The sequence below is a fragment of the Rhodococcus sp. IEGM 1409 genome, from assembly GCF_030056735.1.
Lineage (GTDB): Bacteria > Actinomycetota > Actinomycetes > Mycobacteriales > Mycobacteriaceae > Rhodococcus_F.
Genome location: NZ_JASHKN010000014.1, coordinates 1 through 22,138, shown reverse-complemented (window position 1 = coordinate 22,138; position 22,138 = coordinate 1). Strand labels below are relative to the sequence as shown.

Annotated in this window: 17 protein-coding genes and 1 riboswitch; of the genes, 8 read left to right on the top strand and 9 right to left on the bottom strand. The window is 61.5% G+C overall.

Annotation, left to right across the window (positions count from 1 at the left end; translation table 11 throughout):
* The first annotated feature begins 61 nt into the window (after positions 1–61).
* Positions 62–1,063, top strand: coding sequence for an MBL fold metallo-hydrolase (locus QM716_RS26975; protein WP_283307309.1), 1,002 nt, complete (start codon positions 62–64; stop codon positions 1,061–1,063).
* Positions 1,064–1,105: 42 nt separating this feature from the next.
* Here QM716_RS26975 and QM716_RS26970 read toward each other — a convergent pair whose 3' ends face one another.
* Complete coding sequence (locus QM716_RS26970) at positions 1,106–2,026, bottom strand: universal stress protein (RefSeq protein WP_283307307.1); 921 nt, start codon at positions 2,024–2,026, stop codon at positions 1,106–1,108.
* Positions 2,023–3,468: an amino acid permease gene (locus QM716_RS26965; protein ID WP_283307305.1), complete on the bottom strand. Its 1,446-nt coding sequence runs from the start codon at positions 3,466–3,468 to the stop codon at positions 2,023–2,025. The genes QM716_RS26970 and QM716_RS26965 overlap by 4 nt, the downstream gene beginning before the upstream one ends.
* 160 nt (positions 3,469–3,628) lie before the next feature.
* Between QM716_RS26965 and QM716_RS26960 the strand changes: the two genes are divergently transcribed.
* Positions 3,629–5,422 (top strand): alanine racemase, encoded by a 1,794-nt coding sequence (locus QM716_RS26960; RefSeq protein ID WP_283307304.1) that lies wholly within the window; start codon positions 3,629–3,631, stop codon positions 5,420–5,422.
* 85 nt (positions 5,423–5,507) lie between these two features.
* On the opposite strand, the gene QM716_RS26955 is transcribed toward QM716_RS26960, so the two are convergent.
* The gene (locus QM716_RS26955) at positions 5,508–6,482 is read right to left on the bottom strand and encodes a TauD/TfdA dioxygenase family protein (RefSeq protein WP_283307302.1); all 975 of its coding nucleotides are present in this window, start codon (positions 6,480–6,482) and stop codon (positions 5,508–5,510) included.
* Positions 6,483–6,717: 235 nt separating this feature from the next.
* On the opposite strand from QM716_RS26955, the gene QM716_RS26950 reads away from it, so the two are divergent.
* Positions 6,718–7,143, top strand: a complete 426-nt coding sequence (locus QM716_RS26950) for a nuclear transport factor 2 family protein (RefSeq protein WP_283307300.1) — start codon at positions 6,718–6,720, stop codon at positions 7,141–7,143.
* A 3-nt stretch (positions 7,144–7,146) separates the two neighbouring features.
* On the opposite strand, the gene QM716_RS26945 is transcribed toward QM716_RS26950, so the two are convergent.
* Positions 7,147–7,380: a hypothetical protein gene (locus tag QM716_RS26945; RefSeq protein WP_283307298.1), complete on the bottom strand. Its 234-nt coding sequence runs from the start codon at positions 7,378–7,380 to the stop codon at positions 7,147–7,149.
* A gap of 280 nt (positions 7,381–7,660) precedes the next feature.
* Here QM716_RS26945 and QM716_RS26940 point away from each other — a divergent pair, with 280 nt between their 5' ends.
* Positions 7,661–9,154: a stealth family protein gene (locus QM716_RS26940; RefSeq protein ID WP_283307441.1), complete on the top strand. Its 1,494-nt coding sequence runs from the start codon at positions 7,661–7,663 to the stop codon at positions 9,152–9,154.
* Positions 9,155–9,205: 51 nt separating this feature from the next.
* Here QM716_RS26940 and QM716_RS26935 read toward each other — a convergent pair whose 3' ends face one another.
* From QM716_RS26935 to QM716_RS26925, 3 genes are all read right to left on the bottom strand, one after another.
* Complete coding sequence (locus tag QM716_RS26935; protein WP_283307296.1) at positions 9,206–10,573, bottom strand: NtaA/DmoA family FMN-dependent monooxygenase; 1,368 nt, start codon at positions 10,571–10,573, stop codon at positions 9,206–9,208.
* A gap of 20 nt (positions 10,574–10,593) precedes the next feature.
* Positions 10,594–11,835 carry an LLM class flavin-dependent oxidoreductase gene (locus QM716_RS26930; protein ID WP_283307294.1) on the bottom strand — a complete coding sequence of 414 codons (1,242 nt, stop codon included), beginning with the start codon at positions 11,833–11,835 and terminating at the stop codon, positions 10,594–10,596.
* A gap of 88 nt (positions 11,836–11,923) precedes the next feature.
* Positions 11,924–12,037: riboswitch (SAM riboswitch) on the bottom strand.
* Positions 12,038–12,115: 78 nt separating this feature from the next.
* Positions 12,116–13,021 (bottom strand): phosphodiesterase, encoded by a 906-nt coding sequence (locus QM716_RS26925; protein WP_283307292.1) that lies wholly within the window; start codon positions 13,019–13,021, stop codon positions 12,116–12,118.
* A 339-nt stretch (positions 13,022–13,360) separates the two neighbouring features.
* Here QM716_RS26925 and QM716_RS26920 point away from each other — a divergent pair, with 339 nt between their 5' ends.
* Positions 13,361–14,734 carry a dicarboxylate/amino acid:cation symporter gene (locus tag QM716_RS26920; RefSeq protein WP_283307290.1) on the top strand — a complete coding sequence of 458 codons (1,374 nt, stop codon included), beginning with the start codon at positions 13,361–13,363 and terminating at the stop codon, positions 14,732–14,734.
* 171 nt (positions 14,735–14,905) lie between these two features.
* Positions 14,906–15,274 carry an excalibur calcium-binding domain-containing protein gene (locus tag QM716_RS26915; protein WP_283307288.1) on the top strand — a complete coding sequence of 123 codons (369 nt, stop codon included), beginning with the start codon at positions 14,906–14,908 and terminating at the stop codon, positions 15,272–15,274.
* A gap of 51 nt (positions 15,275–15,325) precedes the next feature.
* Here the strand turns inward: QM716_RS26915 and QM716_RS26910 are convergent, their stop codons facing one another.
* The gene (locus QM716_RS26910) at positions 15,326–16,444 is read right to left on the bottom strand and encodes an alpha/beta hydrolase (protein WP_283307286.1); all 1,119 of its coding nucleotides are present in this window, start codon (positions 16,442–16,444) and stop codon (positions 15,326–15,328) included.
* 118 nt (positions 16,445–16,562) lie between these two features.
* Between QM716_RS26910 and QM716_RS26905 the strand changes: the two genes are divergently transcribed.
* On the top strand, positions 16,563–19,745 hold the full coding sequence (locus QM716_RS26905) for a DEAD/DEAH box helicase (RefSeq protein WP_283307284.1): 3,183 nt from the start codon (positions 16,563–16,565) through the stop codon (positions 19,743–19,745).
* Positions 19,746–19,858: 113 nt separating this feature from the next.
* On the top strand, positions 19,859–20,434 hold the full coding sequence (locus QM716_RS26900; protein ID WP_003940660.1) for a TerD family protein: 576 nt from the start codon (positions 19,859–19,861) through the stop codon (positions 20,432–20,434).
* Positions 20,435–20,515: 81 nt separating this feature from the next.
* Here the strand turns inward: QM716_RS26900 and QM716_RS26895 are convergent, their stop codons facing one another.
* Positions 20,516–21,928: a plasmid pRiA4b ORF-3 family protein gene (locus QM716_RS26895; protein WP_283307281.1), complete on the bottom strand. Its 1,413-nt coding sequence runs from the start codon at positions 21,926–21,928 to the stop codon at positions 20,516–20,518.
* Between the last annotated feature and the right edge of the window lie 210 nt (positions 21,929–22,138).

Genomic DNA, 22,138 nt, shown 5'->3' with positions numbered 1-22,138 from the left:
GAGCGCACGGTAAACATGAAGTACTAAGAGTGCGTTCCCTTATCGTTAAGAGGTACTTGATATGAACGGTGCGGCAGCCATCGGTGATGGCATATTCCAGATTCCTGTCCCGATCACGGACAACCCGCTCGGGCACACGCTCGTCTACGCCATGGAATCCCCCAGCGGACTGATCTTGGTCGACGCCGGTTGGGGCGACGACAACGGCTGGCAGGGCCTCAACGCGGGGCTCGCCGAGATCGGGCATTCGGTGACCGACATCGAGGGCGTCGTGGTCACGCACTTCCATCCAGACCACACCGGACTGTGCGGACGGGTCCGCGAGGCATCCGGCGCCTGGATCGCGATGCACGAGGACGACCACTACCTGTTCGATCAGATGTCCACTGCGCGTAACGAGGAGTGGATGGCGTACCAGCTCGAGAACATGGAACGCGCTGGAGCACCCGCAGCCGACCGCGATTCCTTCCGGATCGCTGCCGCGGGAGAGTCTCCTGTGGGCCCCGAGTCCGCCCCCGACCGCCTTCTCGCGGACGACGAGATCATCGCGCTCACCGGCCGCGGCCTCCGCGTTGTCTACACCCCCGGCCACACGCCTGGTCACGTCTGTTTCTACCTCGACGACGCCGACGTCATGTTCACCGGCGACCACGTCCTGCAGAAGACGACACCGCACGTCGGCAACTTCGTGTACCCCCTCGACGAGCGTGACGCCCTCGCTGATTTCCTCAACTCGCTCGCACGGGTGCAGAACATGAACATCACCCGTGGGCTCGGCGCTCACGGCATTCCGATCGACGACGTCGGAGGTCGCGCCGGCGAGCTGATCGAGCACCACCAGGAACGACTCGATCACCTGCTGCAAGAGTTCGCCGACGACAAGCTCACGGTGTGGGACGTCGCGGCAAAGATGAAGTGGTACAAGCCGTGGGCCGAGATCTCCCCGATGGGCAAGACGATGGCGCTCTCCGAGGGTGCAGCTCACCTTCGCCATCTGGTTGCCCGAGAGCAGGTCTCTCAGGTCCCCGGCTCCGAGCCCGCACTCTTCGCTCGCTCCATCTGAAAGATCAGGGCCGACAAGCACTCCGCTCGTCGGCCCTGCTCTCTATTCCGCTTCGGCCTGATCGACTATTCGGGTCGACGCGGATCGCGGCACCACCACCACCGGAACCGGTGAGTACCTCACGATCTTCGCCGCCCGACTGCCGAGGAACACCCGCGCCAGTGGACCCGCCTTGCTCGAGCCGACCGTCAGAACGTCACCTCGATCCCACTCGACGCCCTCGAGCGCCTCGGCCCAGTTACGACCATGGCTGATAACCGATTCCATTACGTCGGGTATTTCGGGCAGTGCGCGCACTCGCTCGAAGGCAGCGTTGGTCTCACGCTCGACCACTTCGGCCCACTCCGAGATGATCGGCGAATCCCCCTCGGTCCCGAGCGTGGTCGTGTACTGCGCGTTCGCACGAACTGCAAACGCCGCCAATCTAAGTCCGGCATCGACACGCGCAGCCACGGTCGCGGCGGCGAGCACCAGATCGTCTTGATCGGGTGTGCCCGAGTAGGCGGCGGTGACGCGGCGGACCACCTCACCTGGCTTGGTTCGAAACCCCCTCGGCGCCAGCGCGACCGGAACGTCTGAACTGTGCAGCAGGCGTGAAGTGACGCTGCCGAGAGCCACATGGCCGAACACCCCAGCCGTGGACGAATCCAGGACGATCATCTTGGCTTCGTGCTCGTGAACGAGATCAAGCAGGCCGCTCGACGTCGACTGAGCCTCATGCACGACATAGGTCACGTCGACGTCGGAGGGCATGTCGGCCCGCGCTTTCGCCAGCGCCGCTTCGGCTTCGGCTCGCAATTGTTGGTGATATTCGGAGTCGACACGCGCCATCCCGGGCGGTGGCGGCGACGGAATCACCGCGCAGATCACCAACGGTTCACCGGACGAGCGCGCCAAGAGCGTTGCCAGATGGACGGTCCCGGAACTGTCACCGTCGGGCGCATATCCCGCGAGCAGCGTCATGACTCGGACTCCGATCCCAAGTCGGCGCGGTTCTTCGCACCGAGACGCGAGTGCTTCATACCGTAAGCGAAATACCAGATGATCGCGACGGTCACCCACACGAGGAACACGTAGATCGTGACGGTTCGGAGGTCCTTGATGATCCACAGGCAACCCAGGATCGAGAGGATCGGCGTCACCGGATAGCCGGGAACTTTGAAGCTGCGCGGCAGGTCCGGGTCACTGCGCCGCAGGATGATGACCCCGACCGAAACCACGAGGAAGGCCACCAGGGTTCCGATGCTGGTCATTTCGGCGAGGAAGTTGATCGGAATGAAACCGGCCAGAATGCTGATGACAACGCAGACGATGATGGTGTTGGGCACCGGTGTCAGAGTCCGCGGGTTCACTTTGTGGAAGATCGACGGAATCATGCCGTCGCGTGACATCGCGAACAGGATGCGGGTCTGACCGTAGATGACCACGAGTGTGACGCTGCAGATCGAGATCACTGCTCCGGCGGCCAGAAGTGTTCCCGGCCAGGTAGATCCGGTCACCTGTTCGAGGATGGCCGACAGTCCGGCTTCCTGACCTTCGAACGATGCGGAATCCTGTGCACCGATCGCGACGGCGACAACGGCGATGTAGATCGCAGTGACGGACACGAGTGCAATGAGGATCGCGAGAGGGAGATTGCGACGAGGATTCTTCACTTCTTCGCCGGCGGTGGACACTGCGTCGAGGCCGATGTAGGAGAAGAAGATGATTCCGGCGGCGGACATGACGCCGCTGAATCCGAACGGTGCGAAGTCGGCGAAGTGATTGCTGTTCCATCCGCCGATGCCGACCACGATGAAGAGCAGCAGAATCGCGAGTTTGATCGAGACCATGATGGCGTTGGCCTTGGCTGATTCACTGGCGCCGCGGATGAGCAGAACACCGCACAGACACACCAGGATCACTGCGGGCAGATTGATGATGCCGCCCTGCTCCGGCGCTTGTGACAGCGCATCTGGGATCTGGAAGCCGAAGAGGTTGCCCAGTAACTGGTTCAAATATTGCGACCATCCGACGGACACCGCTGCGGCCGAGACTCCGTACTCGAGGAGCAGACACGCGCCGACCGCCATGGCCGGAAGCTCTCCGAGCGTCGCGTAAGCGTAGGAATACGACGAGCCCGACGCCGGTACAGCTCCGGCCAACTCCGCGTAACAGATCGCCGTGAGTCCCGCGACGACACCGGCAACAACGAAGGAGATGATGACTGCCGGACCCGCAACCGGGACTGCCTGCGAGAGGACGAAGAAGATACCGGTGCCGATCGTGGCGCCGATGCCGAACATGGACAACTGCGCTAAACCGATACTGCGGGTCAGCTCGCCGCCGTTGGTATCTGCGCCGGTCTCCTGGTCTGTCTGCAAAGCCGGCTTGCGCCGAAGTACGTGTTTGACGAGAGTAGCCATCGACGCTCCTCTAGAGTGCCTGGTAGGAAACTATTGTATCCTCATACTGCACGTAAGTGTCCTACGACACAACAGTTGGAGCAAAGTTGTCCAGCTCACGCCAACCGTCCGGTCCGCAATGCCTGGAGCGTGAACCGCCTTCGGAGAAAACGGGGAGATCATGACTGGACCGACCATCACCGTCGACCTGCGTCGTATCGAACAGAATGCGCGCGTCCTCGTCGAAGCGTCCAATGCCAAGGGTATTTCGGTGGCCGGCGTCAGCAAATCTACGTGTGGCTCCCCCAAGGTGGCGCGAGCAATGGTCCGCGGCGGCGTCGCACAGATCGCCGACTCCCGCTTGGACAACCTGGCCCGCATTCGCCGCGACGGCATCACCGTTCCCCTGATGCTGATCCGCGCACCGTCGCTGAACGAGATCGACGACACGATCCGCTACGCCGACATCAGCCTCAACTCCGAGTTGACGACGATTGTTGCCCTGGGCAGAGCAGCGCGGGTGCGAGGAGTCGTCCACGACATCGTGCTGATGATCGACCTCGGCGATCTCCGCGAAGGAATCCTGCCGGCAGAGGCATTGGACGTCGTCGCTGAAATCCTTCCCGTCAAGGGCATCAGACTGATCGGAATCGGCGCAAACCTCGCGTGCGTCGGCGGCATCCAACCGACCGTCGACAACTTGTCGAACCTGGTCTACATAGCCGACGAAATCACGAAGCGGTTCTCGATCGAACTGCCGATCGTTTCCGGCGGCAATACGTTCTCCCTGCCGCTCCTCGAGACCGGCAAAATGCCCGAGGGGATTAACCATCTGCGTTTGGGTGCCAGCATCGTTCTGGCCGAATCACCCACTCCCCCAGGGCTGTACGAACTGCTGAACAACGACGCCTTCACTCTGACAGCTGACATCATCGAGGCCAAGATCAAGCCGTCGCGGCCGTATGGCGTCTCAGGGGAAGACGCGTTCGGCCGACGCCCCGTCTTCGACAACGAGGACAAACCGAGCCGACGTCTGATCTTGTCCATCGGCCGCGAAGACATCTCGCCGGAAGGCTTGACCCCGATGGATCCGCGATTGAAGGTGATCAGCGCCAGCAGCGATCACCTCCTCGTCGACGCCGGAGAAACAGGTGACGAATACCGACTGGGTGGCACGGTCGACTTCACGATCGACTACGGCGCGCTCTTGATGGCAATGACATCGCCCTACGTCGAAAAGCGCTATGTCCTGGGCACCGAACCGATCGATACCAATGCGACCGTCGAATTGATCGACCTCGAAACTACCGGCCTGGCAAACCATCTCCTCGATCACGGTCTACGCGAAGACATGTCCGGAATCGGTTTCAACTGCATTCAAGGCGAGAACGCCGCCGCGGATCTCACGACGTTGCCGCTGTGGCTCACTTCCGAGGCCTGGCAGAACACCAGAATTCCGATCACCACCGAACCCGGAACCGATTTGGGTGCAATAATTTTCGCCTCCCACGGCGATATCGCGCAATTGCTGTCGTCGGCGGTGGATCTGCACGGCCCCAGTTTGGAGAACACCGTCTTGGTAGGGGTCAAGAACGCAACGGTCGATCACAAGCGCGCACTCGACGAGTACGGGGTATTGCTGGTGACGATCGACGAGATCGATCGCCATGGCATGGCGGCCTTGATGCCTCGTGTCCTCGCCGCGGCGGGCCAGGGCGTGAACGGCGTCCACGTCCACTTCGACATGGACATCATCGATGGGCGCGTTCTCGGCGTCGACGACACGACACATCTGGGCGGCCTCACGTTCCGAGAAGCGCACCTCGCCGCCGAATTCATCAGCGAGACCGGCCTGACGAGATCGATTTCGATCGGCAGCGTCGCGGTAGCGGATTCCGATCCTCTCGGCCGTCAGGCGACCTTCGTCGACGGATTGGTTGCATCGTTGCTCGGGCGCAAGGTGGTCAAAGCCTGACGTTGTCGGCGGCGGCCGAACACATCCCGAAGCCGAGACGGGAACTGATGTGACAGGCTGCCGGATCTGGAAAAGCTCAGATTGATCAGTTCGCAGCAAAGCCCGGAAGCCGATCGATGTCCGCGATGATCGAATACTCCGTGGCGTCGCCCTGAAGGATTCGACTCGGCTCGCCGTGGACGTCAACCGGAACGCCACCGGCCAACGTCACTCGGTGCACACTGCGTGCCTGAGTTCCGTAGTCGGCGATCCCGTAGTGCTGAGTCGCCTGGTTGTCCCAGATCGCCAGGTCGCCGGCCGTCCAGTTCCATCGAACAGTGTTTTCCAACTTGATGATTCGCGCCTGGAGAATCTGGTAGAGAGCGACCGACTCGGACGGCTTGAGCCCGACGAACTCCTTGAAGAAGTGACCGAGCAGGAGGGTCTTCTCCCCCGTCGCCGGATGGATCCGCACCACCGGGTGTTCGGTCTCGTAGATCTCACGAGTGAATTCGGCGTAGTAGGCCAGTCGTTGCGCGTCTACCGGGTTCGCCTGGTTGACAACCTCGGCGTAGTCGTAGGCATTGGTGTGAACGGCACGCAGATTCTCGACAAATACCTTGAGCGAAGGCGGCAGTTGGTCGTACGCAGCGGTAGTCGACGCCCACGTGGTCGCTCCGCCGTACTCGGGAATGGTCGTAGCTCGCAGAACCGATGCTTTCGGGATGCGGTCGACGAACGTCACGTCCGTGTGCCAACTGTTGGCGGCGCGGTCGAGCACCAACAGTTTGTCGCCCCTGGACTTCACCGTCGGGTGCGGGGTGGTCTGGGTACCGAGAGTTCCCGCAAATTCGTACTGCGACGCGTCGTCGAGGTGGTGCTGCCCACGGAAGAACACAACCTTGTGCGCGGCCAGCGCATAGGTGATTGCGTAGGCAGTCTCGTCGGACAGGTCTCCGGAGAGATGTACTCCGTCGATGCGGGCGCCGATCAGTTCACCTACTTTGTGGACGGTGATTCCGCCGGCAGCATAGATCTGGTCCGGGGTCTGGGTGATGCGTTCGAGTTCGGTGACGGACATGGCGATCTCCTGTGAGTCGGTCAAGCCTACGGGCACGGCAGTCGTTATGGCACTGCCTACTGTGAACACTCAATCATTTACGCTGCGAGCTCGAATACGGTTGAACTCGAGGTGATCTCAACTTTCGTCCCTCGCCCGGCTGTGGGATGTTGCCGCTCAATGGGACGGGGCCATCGTCGTTGTCGTCATGAGCTGTAGCGTCCGATCTGCCGCACCCACGCCTACGGAGGACAGAATGCAACCCGAGAGCCCTGCCGAACAGATTCGTTCAACGCTCGCTCGGATCGCGCATCTTGCCGATACCGGCTCGGTCGAGGATTACGTGGAGCAGTTCACCCGCGAGGCCGAATGGAACATGCCCGCTAATCCCGATCGCGGTATCCCCGCACAGGTACGACGTGGCCGCGAAGAAATTGCTGCTGGAGTACGCGGGCGTCGGGCCGCCGGGATACAAGGCCCGGGCACATTCACACGCCACGTCACCACGGCGATCGCCGTGGACGTGACCTCGGAAACTACAGCCCGCGCGGATGCGGTGTGGACGTTCTACGTCGACACAACCACGTCGCCCAAACTCAGCGGCGTCGGGAGCTACGCCGACGAATTCGAACTCGAGGACGGGCGGTGGCGACTGTCACGACGAGTGATCTCGCGCGGCTGACGCTCAGTCTTCTTCGCCGGTGATCAACTCACACCAGTCTTCGACCTGATCGATCCCCACTTCCGTCCATTCCGGGCTCACGTCTTCCAGTGCATCGAAGACCACCTCGCAGGTCAGCATCTCCGGTGAACCTTCCGATCCCGCCGCGTCGGTTCCCTCCGCAGAAGCTGTCGCAACTGGACCGGCGGCCAGCGCAACAGCCATCGCCCCTGTTCCGACCATCGCTTTCACACGCATGGGATCTCCTCCTTCACTCTCGCTTCGGTCCTCGGGGTACCCGACTCGCCCCGCCCTACCCATCCCCGTCACTCATGTCCGACTTTCGGCATCGACGGCATAGACTGAGCTCGTCGCCACCACGCTCGCGCAGCGTCGGGGGCGACAGATACACAGCTGGATCAGAATCGGAAGGCATCCCATTACAGAATCTCCCGCTCCGCACGACATCTACTTCGTACCCCCGGAGCAGGACAGCCCCAATCCCGTGGAACCGGCGTCGGCCGCGTCACGCGCGCGGATGGGTGAACTACCCGAGACCGTCCGATTCAAGAATCGATTTGCCCTCGCGATCACGACCACCACGCCGCTCGAAGCGATGGTCGAAGATCTGCTGTTCATCCGCGGCGTCCTCGACGCCGCAGGGATCGAGTATCTACTCGTCCGCGGAAACGACGAGCGCCCCGTCATCGCAGTCAGCTGGACCGAACGCAAGAACCTGCGGCAGGCACTTGTCGAGGGATGCACCAACGCACCCTTCTATTCCAAAACCGTCGACGCAAAGAAGAGCCCAGCGCTTCTTGTTGCGGACGGCGCCCTGTCGAAGACCAACAAGTCACGGATCTTCCGCTTGTTCCGGCCGAGGGTTCACGTCGCAAGCGGCATGAACTACGGCGCAAACATCGGAGTTCAAATCGAATTATGGTCGATTTCCGACGAAGAAATCGTTCTGCCCGTCGAGAATTCACTGACACGACGTACCGTCCTCCCCGAAGAAGCTGTCCGAGGAACCGTCGAGCGATTCGGCCGGATCTGGCCGACTATCGAGAACATGTTCGCCGATCATGCCTCCGATATCAGCTTCGATATCGATCTTGTCTTTTCCTGGGTCGACGGCTCTTCCAAAGAGTTTCAGGCTCAGCGCGCCAAGCGCATGCAGAACTACATCGTCGGCGAGGGCGACGAATCAGAAGCGCGTTTCCGTCAGATCGACGAACTCAAATACGCGCTACGATCCATCCACATGTATGCGCCGTGGATCCGGCGTATCTTCGTCGCGACCGATTCCGATCGGCCGGACTGGCTTGCCGACGATCCGCGAGTCACGTTCATGCCCAGCGAAAAGTTCTTCGCCGATCCAACTGTGTTGCCGACCCATAATTCTCAAGCTGTCGAATGCCAGCTGCACCATATACCGGGTCTGGCAGAACACTTCCTCTACTCGAACGACGACATGTTCTTCGGTCGCCCCGTCGGTCCGGACATGTTCTTCTCCCCCGGTGGGATCAGCATGTTCATCGAAGCCGATACCAGAATCGGTTTGGGACACAACGACAACGACCGCAGCGGGTTCGAGAATGCGGCACGCGTCAACCGCCGGTTGCTTCAGGACCGCTTCGGGCTGATGACGACCAGGCACCTCGAGCACGCAGCGACGCCGCTGCGTAAGAGCGTGATGGCAGAGATGGAACGCGAGTTCGCCGAAGACTTCGCCGCAACTGCAGCAAGCACCTTCCGCGCGAGTTCCAATATCTCGGTTACCAATTCGCTGTACCACTACTACACACTGATGAGTGGACGATCGGTGGTGCAGAAGTCCGCAGCCGTGAAGTACGTCGATACGACGGTCAAAGCCGGTTTGCGCGACATGGACTCATTGCTCGCCAAGCGCTCCATGGACTTCTTCTGCCTCAACGACGGCAGCGCTCCGGAGATCGATCTGGAACTTCGCACCCGCAAGATCACGGAATTTCTGGAGAGCTACTACCCCATCCCTGCTCCCTGGGAAGCCTAGTTGAAACAAGGGCCCAGCCGATTTCGGCTGGGCCCTTGCCACTTCGGTCGATCAGCGTGCTGACACTTGCTCCCGCTGCACCGGAATGGGCAGTCCGAGATTGTCACGCAAGGTCGTTCCTTCGTAGTCACTGCGGAGAACACCTCGATCCTGCAGTAGCGGCACCACGTTGTCGACGAACTCGTCGAGTCCGGTCGGCACCAGGTGCGACCCGAGGATAAATCCGTCCGAACCGTCGTTGCTGACAAACAAATCGATCTTCTCGGCAACCTGCTGCGGCGTACCCACGATCGGTCCACGCTCGAACTGATCGATCACCACCTCGCGCAGATTCAACTTCTTGCTCTCGGCGACCGCGCGCAGTTTTGCCACGGTCTCGAAACGGTCCTGGTGAATGAAGGCGCGCCCCTGGATGATCGGCGGGGCTTCGGGGTCCGGTGCGATATCGGGTAGGGGTCCTTCGGGATCGTACTTCGACAGATCGAGATTCCAGATCTGCTCGAGCAGAACCAAAGCGGTCTGGCCGGTGACCTGCTGGTCGCGAATATCGCGGTATTTCTCGATCGCGTCCGCCTCGGACGTGCCGAGAACAAAACTCGCCGACGGCAGGATCTTGATGTCACCCGGGTCGCGTCCGGCCGCGACGGCACGAGCCTTGATGTCACGATAGAAGTCGGCCGCCTCGGGCAACTGTCCGTACGGTGAGAAGATCGCGTCGGCATTGCCCGCAGCGAAATCCCGCCCTTGCGGCGAGACACCGGCCTGGAGAATAACCGGGCGCCCTTGCGGGCTACGCGGCACTGTGAATCGGCCATTCACGTCGAAATGTGATCCGTGGAAAGCGAATTCACCGGCATCCGGTCGCGCGAGAAAACGCCCAGATCCCTTGTCAGCCGCTATGTCGTCACTGCGCCACGAATCCCACAGTTCACGCACCAGCGCGACCGTCTCCTCCGCGCGCTCGTATCGTTGCGCACGATCCAGGTATCCGCCGCGACGAAAGTTCTGGCCGGTGAATGCGTCGAACGAGGTGACGACGTTCCAGGCGGCACGTCCCCCGGACAACTGATCGAGCGTCGCGAATTGGCGGGCCAGTTCGTACGGCTCGTTGAACGTGGCGTTGATGGTGCCGGCCAAACCGAGGTGTTCGGTCACTGCCGCCAACGATGCAAGCACGGTGAAGGTGTCCGGCCTACCGATGATGTCCTGATCGAATATCTGTCCTGCACGTTCACGAAGGGCGAGACCTTCGGCGAGGAAGAAGAAGTCGAACTTCCCACGCTCGGCGGTTCGAGCGGTGTGCTCGAAGGAATCGAACTCGATCTGGCTGCCCGCCTGCGGATCCCACCATGCAGTGTGATGGTTGACGCCGCCGAGGTAGGCACCCAGGATGACCTGCTTACGCTTCTGAGAACTCATGAAAATGTATTCCTCGTCTGTCAGGCGGCCGGAGTGCCGGCGGCGTAGCGGTTGGGAACGTCGATGGGTAGACCAAGCAGTCCGCGAAGGTTCGTCTGCGGATATTCGGTGCGGAATACGCTGCGCCGCTGCAACTCCGGAACCAGCTCGCCCGCGATCGCGTCGAGGTCGTCCACGACGACGCCCGGTCGTAGCCGGAAGCCGTCGATGCCCAACTGTTGCCACCGGAGCAGAAGATCTGCCAACTCGGCCGCGGTGCCGGTGAAGGTCAGCGCGTCCGAACGGTATTCGGTACCGGCCTGCGCGTCGAGGCGAGCGAGCCGTTCCTTTCCAGCTTCTTCCGGCGTATCGAAGAAGACGACAATGTCGGTGAAGACCCGAAGCGGTTCGCCGGTGCGCTGCACGTGCTCTTCGGCTGCTCGCACCTCACCCACGATGGCCGTTACCTGCTCGTCGTCGAACGGCGTCACGAACACCAGGTCAGCCGTGCGCGCCGCCAGTTCGTACGCCACGCGCTGATGCGCCAATGCTGTGACGACGGGATGCCCCTGCGGCGGGCGCGGAGTCACCGACGGCCCACGGACCGACAAATATTTTCCCTCGAAGTCGATGTAGTGCAACTTGTCTCGGTCGATGAATCGGCGCTGCTCCACGTCGCGGATCTCGGCGTCGTCCTCCCAGCTGTCCCAGAGTCGCCGGATGACGTCGGCTGCCTCCGCGGCTTCGTCGAACAGAGCGCGCACGAAGTCAGGGAGCACGCCTGACACTATCGACTGTCGGTCGGCAGCGGTGAGCGCTGGGATATCGCGTCGCCCGAACTGCGCCGCCTCGGATTCCGAGGCCGACACCTTCACCTGCCATCCGGCGCGACCACGCGAGGTGTAGTCCAGCGTGGCAACAGCTTTGGATACGTGAAACGGCTCGGTGTGAATGGTGGTGATGGTCGGGACCAATCCGATGTTGCTCGTGACAGGTGCCAGTCGGGCAGCCACGAGATGCGCGTCGAGCCGCGCGCGTACCCGGTCGACGGCGTCGTCGACGGGCTCGAGCGGGTCCGCCGGCACCGAGAGACTGTCCTCGATGGTGACGAAATCGAGCAGACCACGCTCGGCGGTCGTCACCACGTCCGTCCAGTACGACGCACTGAACAGCTCACTCGGACGCGAGTGTGGCTCTCGCCAGGCTGCAGGGTGCCAACCGGCACCGTCCAGCGCCACCGCGAGATGCAGCGGAGCAAGATGGGAAGGAGGGGTGGAGGTCATCGGCGCATACTCCTGTTCGAGAACTACTCGGGAGCGCACAGTGCCGACCGCAGAAACCGTCAGCAACCCGACTGACGGTTCTCGTGGCGACTGCCGCTTGCGACACGCACCGCGCGTATCGCCAGGTGTGATTCCGGGGCACCCCATCGGCATGAAGGGTTGCCGTCCAGCTAGCCGGTCCTTGTTGCTGGAGCTCTGCACCTACCTCGACGGTAGTGAGTACGCGACTGCCCGGCAATCGACTCGAACCGTGCCGACGCACCGGAAACCGCCTGCCACCTCAGACGATCGAGCGCCCCGCCTTTTCGCTCTCGAGGATTCGAATACCGGCAGCGCCGAGCCTGCGGGCTCCCTCGGCCGCGTCGACGGGCTCACCGACCGTCACGTGAGCGCCGAGAGGAACGACCGAATGAACAATCGTCTCGTCGTAGACGTGCACCAGGTTGCACCCCTGAGCCCCGTCGCGACCACGCTGCCCACCGACTTCCACGTTCAGGTCCTGGGTGTAACACGTCGACGACGCCACGGACACGGGAATCCCGGCGAACGTCGCCGTCGTCGAATAGTGAAGGTGCCCGGCAAGAATCGCCCGAACATCACTGCCTCGCAGGACGTCTGCCAGCCGGGGCTGATCGCGCAACTCCACCAAGACTGCAAGATCCTGAATACACGGAACCGGCGGGTGATGCAGCGCCAGTATCGTTCCGTCGGGCGCGCGGACCGCCAACTCTGCTCGTAGCCAGTCCAATTGACGATCCGTGATCTCACCGTAGTGATGACCCGGAACCGACGAGTCCAAGGTGATCACCCGCAGTCCGTCAAGATCGTAGACGTTGTCGACGGGATGATCTGCCGCGTCCTCGCCTAACAGCAACGATCTGAAGGTGGGGCGGTCGTCGTGGTTACCCATCGCCCAGATGACCTGTGCATCGATCTCGGCCGCCACGGGTTCCACGATGGCTTTCAGTTGCGCGTACGCGTCGGGTTCTCCCTCATCGGTCAGGTCGCCGGTGAAGAGGAGTGCGTCCGGGCGTGCGCCCGAGGCCACGATCCCGCGGAGCACTTCCCGCAACCTCGTCGACGCGTCCACTGCGTCGTACAGCGCTCCCTGTGCCACCAGATGCGTGTCACTGAGGTGCACCAGGAAATGCTTCGGACGCGGGTACTCGGCATTCCGAACGCTCATCGGTCTCTCGCTTCCGCTTGCCGACGCGTAGGCGCCGGTGCGGCACCTACTGATCGTCGAGACTAGTCAACCGACCAACAGTGACTGATCGGGGCACACCCGACGAACGCGAAGCGAACTCCCGCGGCGACCCTCGGGATCGAGTAGTTGAAGCTGCGAGTAGTGTGTGGACAGTGTTGTTCCTGACCAGTCGGCGTTACGTCGACCTTCGCCTGCAGGCGAGCGCAATGTGTACGCGCTCGCTCTGACCTGACGCGTACCAGGAAACATTTCTTCGAATCTGCCCGGCCTCTGATGCCGCGCTGCGTTTCGCTCCCTTGATTTTCGAAAGGCATAGTCATGCCCAGCTCCACCTCCACCGGCGTGCCGGAAAAGTCCACGTCCCGTTTTCCGTCCTGGGCGACGGCATTCGGACCGCAGATCGTCGCCGGCCTTGTACTCGGTGTCATCATCGGTCTCGTCGCCCGGGCAATGCCTGATGCAGCCGACGGCAACGTCAACTGGTTGGTCGGCACCGTGCAGACTATCGGTTCGAGTTACGTCAAGCTGCTCACCGTCGCGGTGATCCCGCTGGTATTCACGGCCATCGTCAGTTCCATCGCCAACCTGCGCCAGGTCGCCAATGCAGCTCGCCTGGCCGTGCAGACCTTGCTCTGGTTCGCCATCACCGCGTTCATCGCTGTGATCATCGGCATCATCGTCGGCCTGATCACCGATCCAGGTTCACGGACCGACGTCGCGGCTGAAGCAGCGAAAGAACCCAAGAGCTCCGGCTCGTGGTGGGCGTTCATCACCGGACTGGTTCCGAACAACTTCCTGGGGCTGGGCGCAAAGACTTCCGTCACCGAAGGTGTAGCGACCACGTCGCTGAGCTTCAACGTCCTGCAGCTGCTCGTCATCGCCGGCGCAATCGGTATTGCTGCGCTCAAGATCGGACCGAAGGCTGCTCCGTTCCTCGAGTTCAACGCGTCGCTCCTCGCGATCGTTCAGAAGGTCCTGTGGTGGATCATCCGCCTCGCCCCGATCGGCACGGCCGCGCTGATCGCCAACGCTGTCGCCACCTACGGCTGGGATGCGATCGGCTCGCTGGGCGTCTTCACCGCCGCCATTTACATCGGTCTGGCGATCGTGTTCTTCGTGGTCTACCCCATCCTGATTGCCGCGCACGGCCTCTCGGTCCGAAGCTTCTTCTCCGGCGTCTGGCCTGCGACTCAGCTCGGGTTCGTCTCGCGCTCGTCGATCGGCACACTGCCGCTGACCGAACGCGTCACGGAACGCAACCTCGGTGTTCCGCGTGAGTACGCCTCGTTCGCCGTTCCGCTCGGTGCCACCACGAAGATGGACGGTTGCGCTGCAATCTATCCCGCGATCGCGGCAATCTTCGTCGCCGGCTTCTACGACGTTCCGCTGACCTTCACCGACTACCTGCTGATCGTCGTCGTTTCGGTCATCGGCTCGGCAGCAACGGCCGGAACGACCGGTGCGACGGTCATGCTCACACTCACGCTCTCCACCCTGGGTCTTCCCCTGGCTGGCGTCGGACTGCTCCTCGCAGTCGAACCGATCGTCGACATGGGTCGTACCGCAGTCAACGTCACCGGCCAGGCTCTGGTTCCGGTCATCGTCGCAAAGCGTGAGGGAATCCTCGACAAGGAGCGTTTCGACGCTCCCCGCAACGGCGATCCCTTCGCCGAGGACCTTGTCGACGCGTAACCCCTCGCCGACAACAGAGCGTCCCCGCACCCGAGCAATACGGTGCGGGGACGCTGCTTTCACCCCAGGTTTCACCCTTACCGAAATAGACCATTTGGTCGTTATGACCAGTATGCTCATCCGGCACAGCCCTCAGAAGTGGTAGGGCTGCCCAGTTGAACACGAGGTCACATGAAGCTCCGCCGTCTGGCATTCAGCGTCGCAGGTTGCGCCGCAATCACTCTGGTTGCGGCACCCGCCGCTCAGGCATCCACGGTTTTCGATTTCCTACCGATCGAGATCGCCCGCATGATTCCGGCTGGCTCTGCCGACGCAGTCCAGCCGTTCCTTCCCCCCGTCTTCGCACCGCCGGCCCCACCTGCACCGCCCGCTCCGCAGGCGCCCCAGAATCAGCCGGCACCGCAGAACACTCCCGCACCGGCGCGGTACTACCAGAACTGCACTGCCGTGCGTAACGCCGGCGCAGCTCCGTTGTACCGGGGTCAGAACGGGTACGCCCCGCATCTCGACCGGGACAACGACGGCATCGCCTGCGAGTGATCCAACGCTCGGGTTGTGGTGCGCCACAACCCGAGCCCTGTTGTCGAACCGTCAGAGGCCCAATGCCCGGGACAGCGTCGGCCACGCCTTGGGCAGTCGTTCACGCCAATACGCCCACGCGTGTGTACCGTTCGGCTCGTAATCCACCTGCGCCGGAATCTTCAGCTCCTGCAACCGCGCATCGAACATCTTGGTGCAGGCGTGGGCAACAACCTCGATGCCGCCGCCGATCACCAGTCGCTCGAGCAGTTCAGGAGTCTGCAGCGTCTCATCGGATCCGGGAAGACCGTTTGCCGTCGACACGTAGATTTCCTTGCCGCGCAACTTCTCTGCGTTGATCAAAGAATCGTGTGCCTCCCACTCCGGACCTCCTGGCACACCCCAGATGTTGGCCGGATCTCCGCTTCGGGAAGAAATCGTGGCCTGAACGGCAGTGCGGCCAAGCGGATCCATCGTGGAGTAGCAGCCGCTGAAAACCGCGACGCCCCGGTACATGTCCGGAAAGCGTTGAGCGAGCATCATTGCGCCCATCGCGCCCATGGAATTGCCGGCAATCGCGTTGATGCCGTTGGTCTTGAGTCGCGCGTCGATCAGCGGTGGCAACTCCTCGGTGATGAAAGTTTCCCACTTGTGCAGTCCCAGCCGCGGATCCGGATTCTCCCAGTCCGAGTACAGGCTCGCGATTCCGCCATTGAGCATCACGACGTTGGCGTTCTTGTCGGCGAAGAACGCCGGAGCGCCGCCGATCGTCATCCATCCGCTGCTTTTCTCTCCGGCGTCGACACCCTCGAGCATGTACAGCGCTGGGCGCGGAACCGAATTGTCAGCGGGTAGCAAAATCTCGACGCCGACCTCGCGTCGAAGTGCGGGCGACGCCACCGTCAGCCTCACTGCCTGCGGCGCGGTCACCTTCTCCCCGACGATAGCCGGGACGACGATATCGTCGCGTAGGTCCGGCTTGGGGCCCGGATCCTCCTGAAGTGGCCCCGGGATCGTCGACCCCGAACTCACGCTTCCCTCAACGCTGCCCAGACTTCCCGAGCTCCCCGAACTTCCGGAACTCGGCGCTGCCGTCGACAGTCCGCCCAACTGCAAAGAAAGTGCACAGACGGCCAAACACACCGCACCTGTTCGCGCAGACCGGATCCACGCACGCCGCTCAGTCCTCATAAAACTCCCAAACCAGTCAACGATGTTTCCGTGAACATACCGTGCAGTTCGGACTTTCTTGGACAAACGACCACGACAAGAGACAAGATCTGTCGGACGCCGCCACTAGGCTGGCCCCGTGCAACCGGACTCAGTCAAGGCCCTCGACCTCGACCGAATTCGCGCTGTCGTCGGCACGACCACCTACGACCGCGGACTTACCTACCTGCGGCAGAATGCGGTCGTGTCCATCAGCTGGAACGACACCCCGGATACCTTGACCGGTGCTGTGGCGGGGACCGCGCGGGAGCCGTACGCCTGCACGATTTCGATAAGTCGCAGCGCGACTGGTACTGCCACATTCGCGCGTGGCCTCTGCACGTGTCCGGTGCGGATGAACTGTAAACACGTGGCCGCGTTGGTACTCGCAGCGGTGGCCGAGGCGAACACGAAGCCACAACAACTCGGGTGGGACGGCGCGCTCGAGGAGTTACTCCGACCAGACCCCGACGGCCGCACCACTCGTGGACTCGGCATTCAATTCACCACCCGAACAAAGGGCACATCGCCGCGACTCCTCGTCAAACCAGTGCAACCAGGAGCGAGAGGGTGGATCTCCGGCGGACTCGCCTGGAACAAACTCGGAAGCACCTTTCAGTTCCCCGTCGACCACATCCGGGTTCTACGCGACATTCATCTCCTCCACAGCGCCGGCAATCATTACCGAAACCAGAATGCCGCGGAAATCGATCTTGCCGGGTTCGCGAGCCCGCAACTCTGGTCGCTTCTCCGTGAGGCGATCGGCGTGGGCGTTTCACTCGTTCACTCGAAGGCCGGCCTCGGCAATATCTCACTACTCGACGACGCCAACATCTGCCTCGACGTCCACGGAGCGGAAGACAACAATCTCCGTCTCACGCCCCGAATTCAGACCGATGGACGCATCATCACCCATTCCCACTGGGGACTTGTCGGCACGCCGGCACATGGTGTCTTCACGCTCGACGACGCCAACACGATCACGCTCGCACCACTGCACACGCCGGTCACCCACCAATTGAGGCAGTTGATCGACTCCGGAAAGTCAGTCGACATACCCGCCGAGCAGCGCGATGCGTTCACTTCGCGGTTCGTGTTCAAACTCGGAAGCCTCGCTCCCGTCATATCTTCCGACGGTGCCTACAACCCACCGACTGTGTCCGGTCCACGGCTACAACTGATGGCCACTTACGAAGACGACCACCGCATCGCCATCGAATCGGCATGGAAATACACCGTCGATGCCGACGAACTGATCATTTCTACCGCCGATGCAACCACCGACGAGTCCGAGGTCCGCAATCACGCTGCCGAAGATGCCATCACCAAAAGCCTCGGCGCGGCCGCGACAAAGGCCACTCTCGCGGGAACGCTGACCGGCCTCGATTCCATGCAGTTCACACTCGACCTCCTCCCCCAACTCGAATCGCACGACGCCATCGATCTCACGGTTGCGGGCACTCCCGCCGACTACCGGCCTGCAGACGACGCTCTCGTGATCAGCCTCAGCACATCAGCCCCCGACGGGGACAGCGGATCCGACTGGTTCGACCTCGATGTCACCGTCGATGTTGCGGGACAGAGCGTTCCGTTCACAGCACTGTTCTCCGCTCTGAGCAAGGGCGAGACTCACATACTGCTACCGGACGGCGCCTTCTTTCGGCTCGACGCGCCTGAACTACTCGGCCTACACCGTCTCATCACCGAAGCGCGGTCGCTACTCGATCGACCTACCGGCAAACTCGCGATCAGCAAATTTCAAGCCGGTCTGTGGGAAGAATTGGCGGCGCTCGGAAGAGTCGAACATCAAGCAGCAGCATGGAAGAAGCAGATCGCAGGATTACTCGGCAGTTCCGGCATCGATCCCATCGAAGTCCCGGACACCTTGACGGCAACGCTGCGTCCCTATCAGGTCGACGGATTCCGTTGGCTCAATTTCCTCCGCCAGCACAGTCTGGGCGGCATACTCGCCGACGACATGGGCCTGGGCAAGACCCTGCAGACCCTCGCAATGATCTGCGCTGCAAGGCAATCGAATCCAGCCGCGCCTCCCTTTCTGATCGTCGCACCCACCAGCGTCGTATCCAACTGGAAATCCGAGGTGGCGAAGTTCGCACCAACCCTCCACACCGCTGTCATCACGGACACGCTGCGACGCCGCAAAACCGATCTAACGGCACTCGTCGACGGGGCGGACATCGTCGTGACCTCGTACGCCCTCTTTCGCCTCGACACCGATGCGTATTCCGCGGGCCTCTGGTCCGGACTGGTACTCGACGAAGCCCAATTCGCCAAGAACCACAAGTCCAAGGTCCACCAGTGTGCGAGGGCGGTGAACGCACCGTTCAAACTCGCGATCACCGGAACACCCATGGAAAACAATCTCATGGAGTTATGGTCACTCCTCGCGATCACTGCACCAGGACTGTTTCCCAGCCCCACCACCTTCACCGACTTCTACCGCACTCCCATCGAAAAAGACGGTGACGCAGAACGATTGGCGCAACTGCGGCGACGTGTCAAACCGGTGATGGTACGACGGACCAAGGAACAGGTGGCTGCAGACTTGCCGCCCAAGCAGGAACAGGTACTCGAGATCGAGTTGCATCCGAGCCATCGCGCAATCTACGACACTCATCTACAGCGCGAACGGCAAAAGATCCTCGGCCTGCTCGACGACGTCGACAAGAACCGATTCACGATCCTGCAATCGCTGACGATACTGCGCCAACTCAGTCTCGACGTCTCACTCGTCGACAAGGACAGCGGATCGATACCGTCGGCCAAAGTCGACGCTCTCGTCGAGCAATTGGACGACGTCATTGCCGGCGGACACCGTGCGTTGATCTTCAGTCAGTTCACCGGGTTCCTCGGCTCGGTGCGCACCCGACTCGACGCGGAAAACATCCCGTACAGCTATCTCGACGGTTCGACGCGCAATCGCGGTGAAGTGTTGGAGGAGTTCAAGTCTGGCTCGGTCCCAGTCTTTCTGATCAGCCTCAAAGCTGGTGGCTTCGGCCTCAATCTCACCGAGGCCGACTACTGCTTCATTCTCGACCCTTGGTGGAACCCGGCCGCCGAGGCACAAGCGGTCGACCGTACCCACCGCATCGGGCAGACACGAAACGTCATGGTCTACCGCCTCATTGCCAAAGACACCATCGAAGAGAAGGTCATGGCACTCAAAGCCAAAAAGTCGGCATTGTTCTCGAATGTCATGGACGCCGAAGGCACACTCGGCACCGGACTCGACGCCGAGGATCTTCGCGCGTTGTTCGAGTGAGGCACCTATTCGGTCGAACCTCACCTAACTGCCCACGGTAATGTGAGTCCAGAACGGACAACACAGAACTCCCGAACGAAGAAATCCACTTCGTTCGAACGAGAGGAACCTGAATGGGCGTCACACTTGCCAAGGGCGGCAACGTATCTCTGTCGAAGGCCGCACCCAACCTGACCAAGGTCGCAGTCGGTCTCGGCTGGGATGCACGCAGTACCAGCGGTGCCGACTTCGACCTCGACGCCAGCGCGTTGGTCACCGGCCCGGAACGCAAGGTCCTTTCCGACCTGCACTTCGTCTTCTACAACAACCTTCGCTCACCCGACGGATCCATCGAGCACACCGGCGACAATCTCACGGGTGAAGGTGACGGCGACGACGAGGTCATCAATGTCGATCTTCCTGCCGTACCGCCCAACGTCACCAACATCTTCTTCCCGGTCTCGATTCACGACGCCGATGCCCGACTCCAGTCCTTCGGACAGGTCACCAACGCCTACATCCGCGTCGTGGATCTGTCGAACGGCTCAGAACTGGCACGCTACGACCTCTCCGAAGATGCATCTACCGAGACCGCCATGCTTTTCGGCGAACTCTATCGACATAACGGCGAATGGAAGTTCCGTGCAGTCGGACAGGGATACGCATCCGGACTCGCCGGCATCGCACGCGACTACGGCGTCAACATCTGATCTCTACCGGTACGCGAAACGGGGTTCGATCCGACATTGCCGGATCGAACCCCGTTTCGGTTGTCTGCGTCAGTGCTCGGGTTAACGCTTCAGGATCGCCCTCGCGAGATGAACAGCCCAGGACGAGTCCTCTTTGGTGCCGAATTTCCCCAACTCGTATCCCGTAGCGCCGATCAAACCAAGCACCTCTACGGTGCTCCCGGACGTGTCACGTAAGGAAGTCTGCGCCCCGGACATGAGGATGCTCGACGACCGAATCGGCTCTAGCGCTCCCGCGACGAAGCGTTGACGATCTGCCGGCGACAAGCCAGCGGCTACGGCGAGGAGGACAAGAAGCTCCACCGCTCTCTGCGAGCCGCCCGGCGCAACCGGAACTCCCTCGACGATCACCGACCACGTCATTGACGCGTCCCGCTCAGCTGACTGTCCCCGCTTCGTCAGTACAATCTGTCCTTTGTGCTTTCGCACCAGGCCGAACTTCTTGAGCACTGCGAAGAGTGATCGCCCTTGGGGAAGGTTGACAGGTCCCAGTTCAGGTTTGTCGAGCATCGCGTCGACCGTGTTGAAGAAATCATCGGCGTCGATGCCTTCGACACCGATCAGCGCCAAGACCGCTTGAAGGCGTTGGCCCGCCTCGACCTGGACCAACTCTCCGATTGCCGACTGATCGTCAATGCCGGCTCGGGCCAGGACCGCGTGCAATTCCGGGACTCGCGAGGGTTCCAGGCATTCGACGAGCTTTGCAATGTCGTACGGCGCAACGATCTCGTCCGGTCGAGGTGTATGAAGTCGATTGTTGACCTCAGCGATCTCGAATCGTGTCGGCTCGAATTCAGTTTGCGGCCATTCGAGGGTCCATTCGTGGGAGCGCAACTTCTCCGAAGCGAGGACCCCGAGGAGTTGCTCGTACTCATCAGGCCCGACGCATTCCTCCGGCGGACATGCACCGCGACCCGCGGCACACACAACTTGGAATCCATCGAGCAGTACTTCCGAAGATTCAAGTGTCAGCGTGTGACGCCAGTTCCCGAAGCGTCCGTAGCGATAACTGATTTCATCGCCAGGCGAGACCATGACCTCGTCCAGACGTACGGCGGACTCTACAATCGCCACTCGTCCGGCGAGACGCTGCTCGACGTTGCTTCCGGAAGCTACGTACTCTTCGACTTCGCCAGGAAATCGGCTGCCGGATTTGGACCACGCGTGCGAATGACGGTCACTCCACCCCATTGCCCGTTGAACCACCGAATGCATGTCATCCAGATTCAGATCCGACGCGACGAGGATTCTTCGCCAGATCTGAGTGGAAACATTGTCGACACTGATACGTATCGCGTACTGCGCCGGTACCGAGCGCCTCTTCGAACGCAACGATCGCGCAAATGGAAAGCCCCCACGCCTTCCACCTACTTCTTGAACAAACCTTTGCAGTTCTTCTGGTTCCGTCGGAACGAGTCGCAAATGCGACACCCTCGAGCTGCTCAACCCCACCATGACCCTCAGCCTAGGCCAAAGTGCTAGGGACGAAGGCACAAAATCGGAGAGTACTTCGGACTTATGAGACGGTTCACAATCTATACCTTGGCTAACAAGTCGCTACGTGCGTCGACGTCGGCATCTTCCTCACCCAGTTCCCGCCCTGATCGTGTGAACGGTACGTTCGGTCGATCTGAGGCGACGACAGTGTCGTTCGCTCGATCCCGG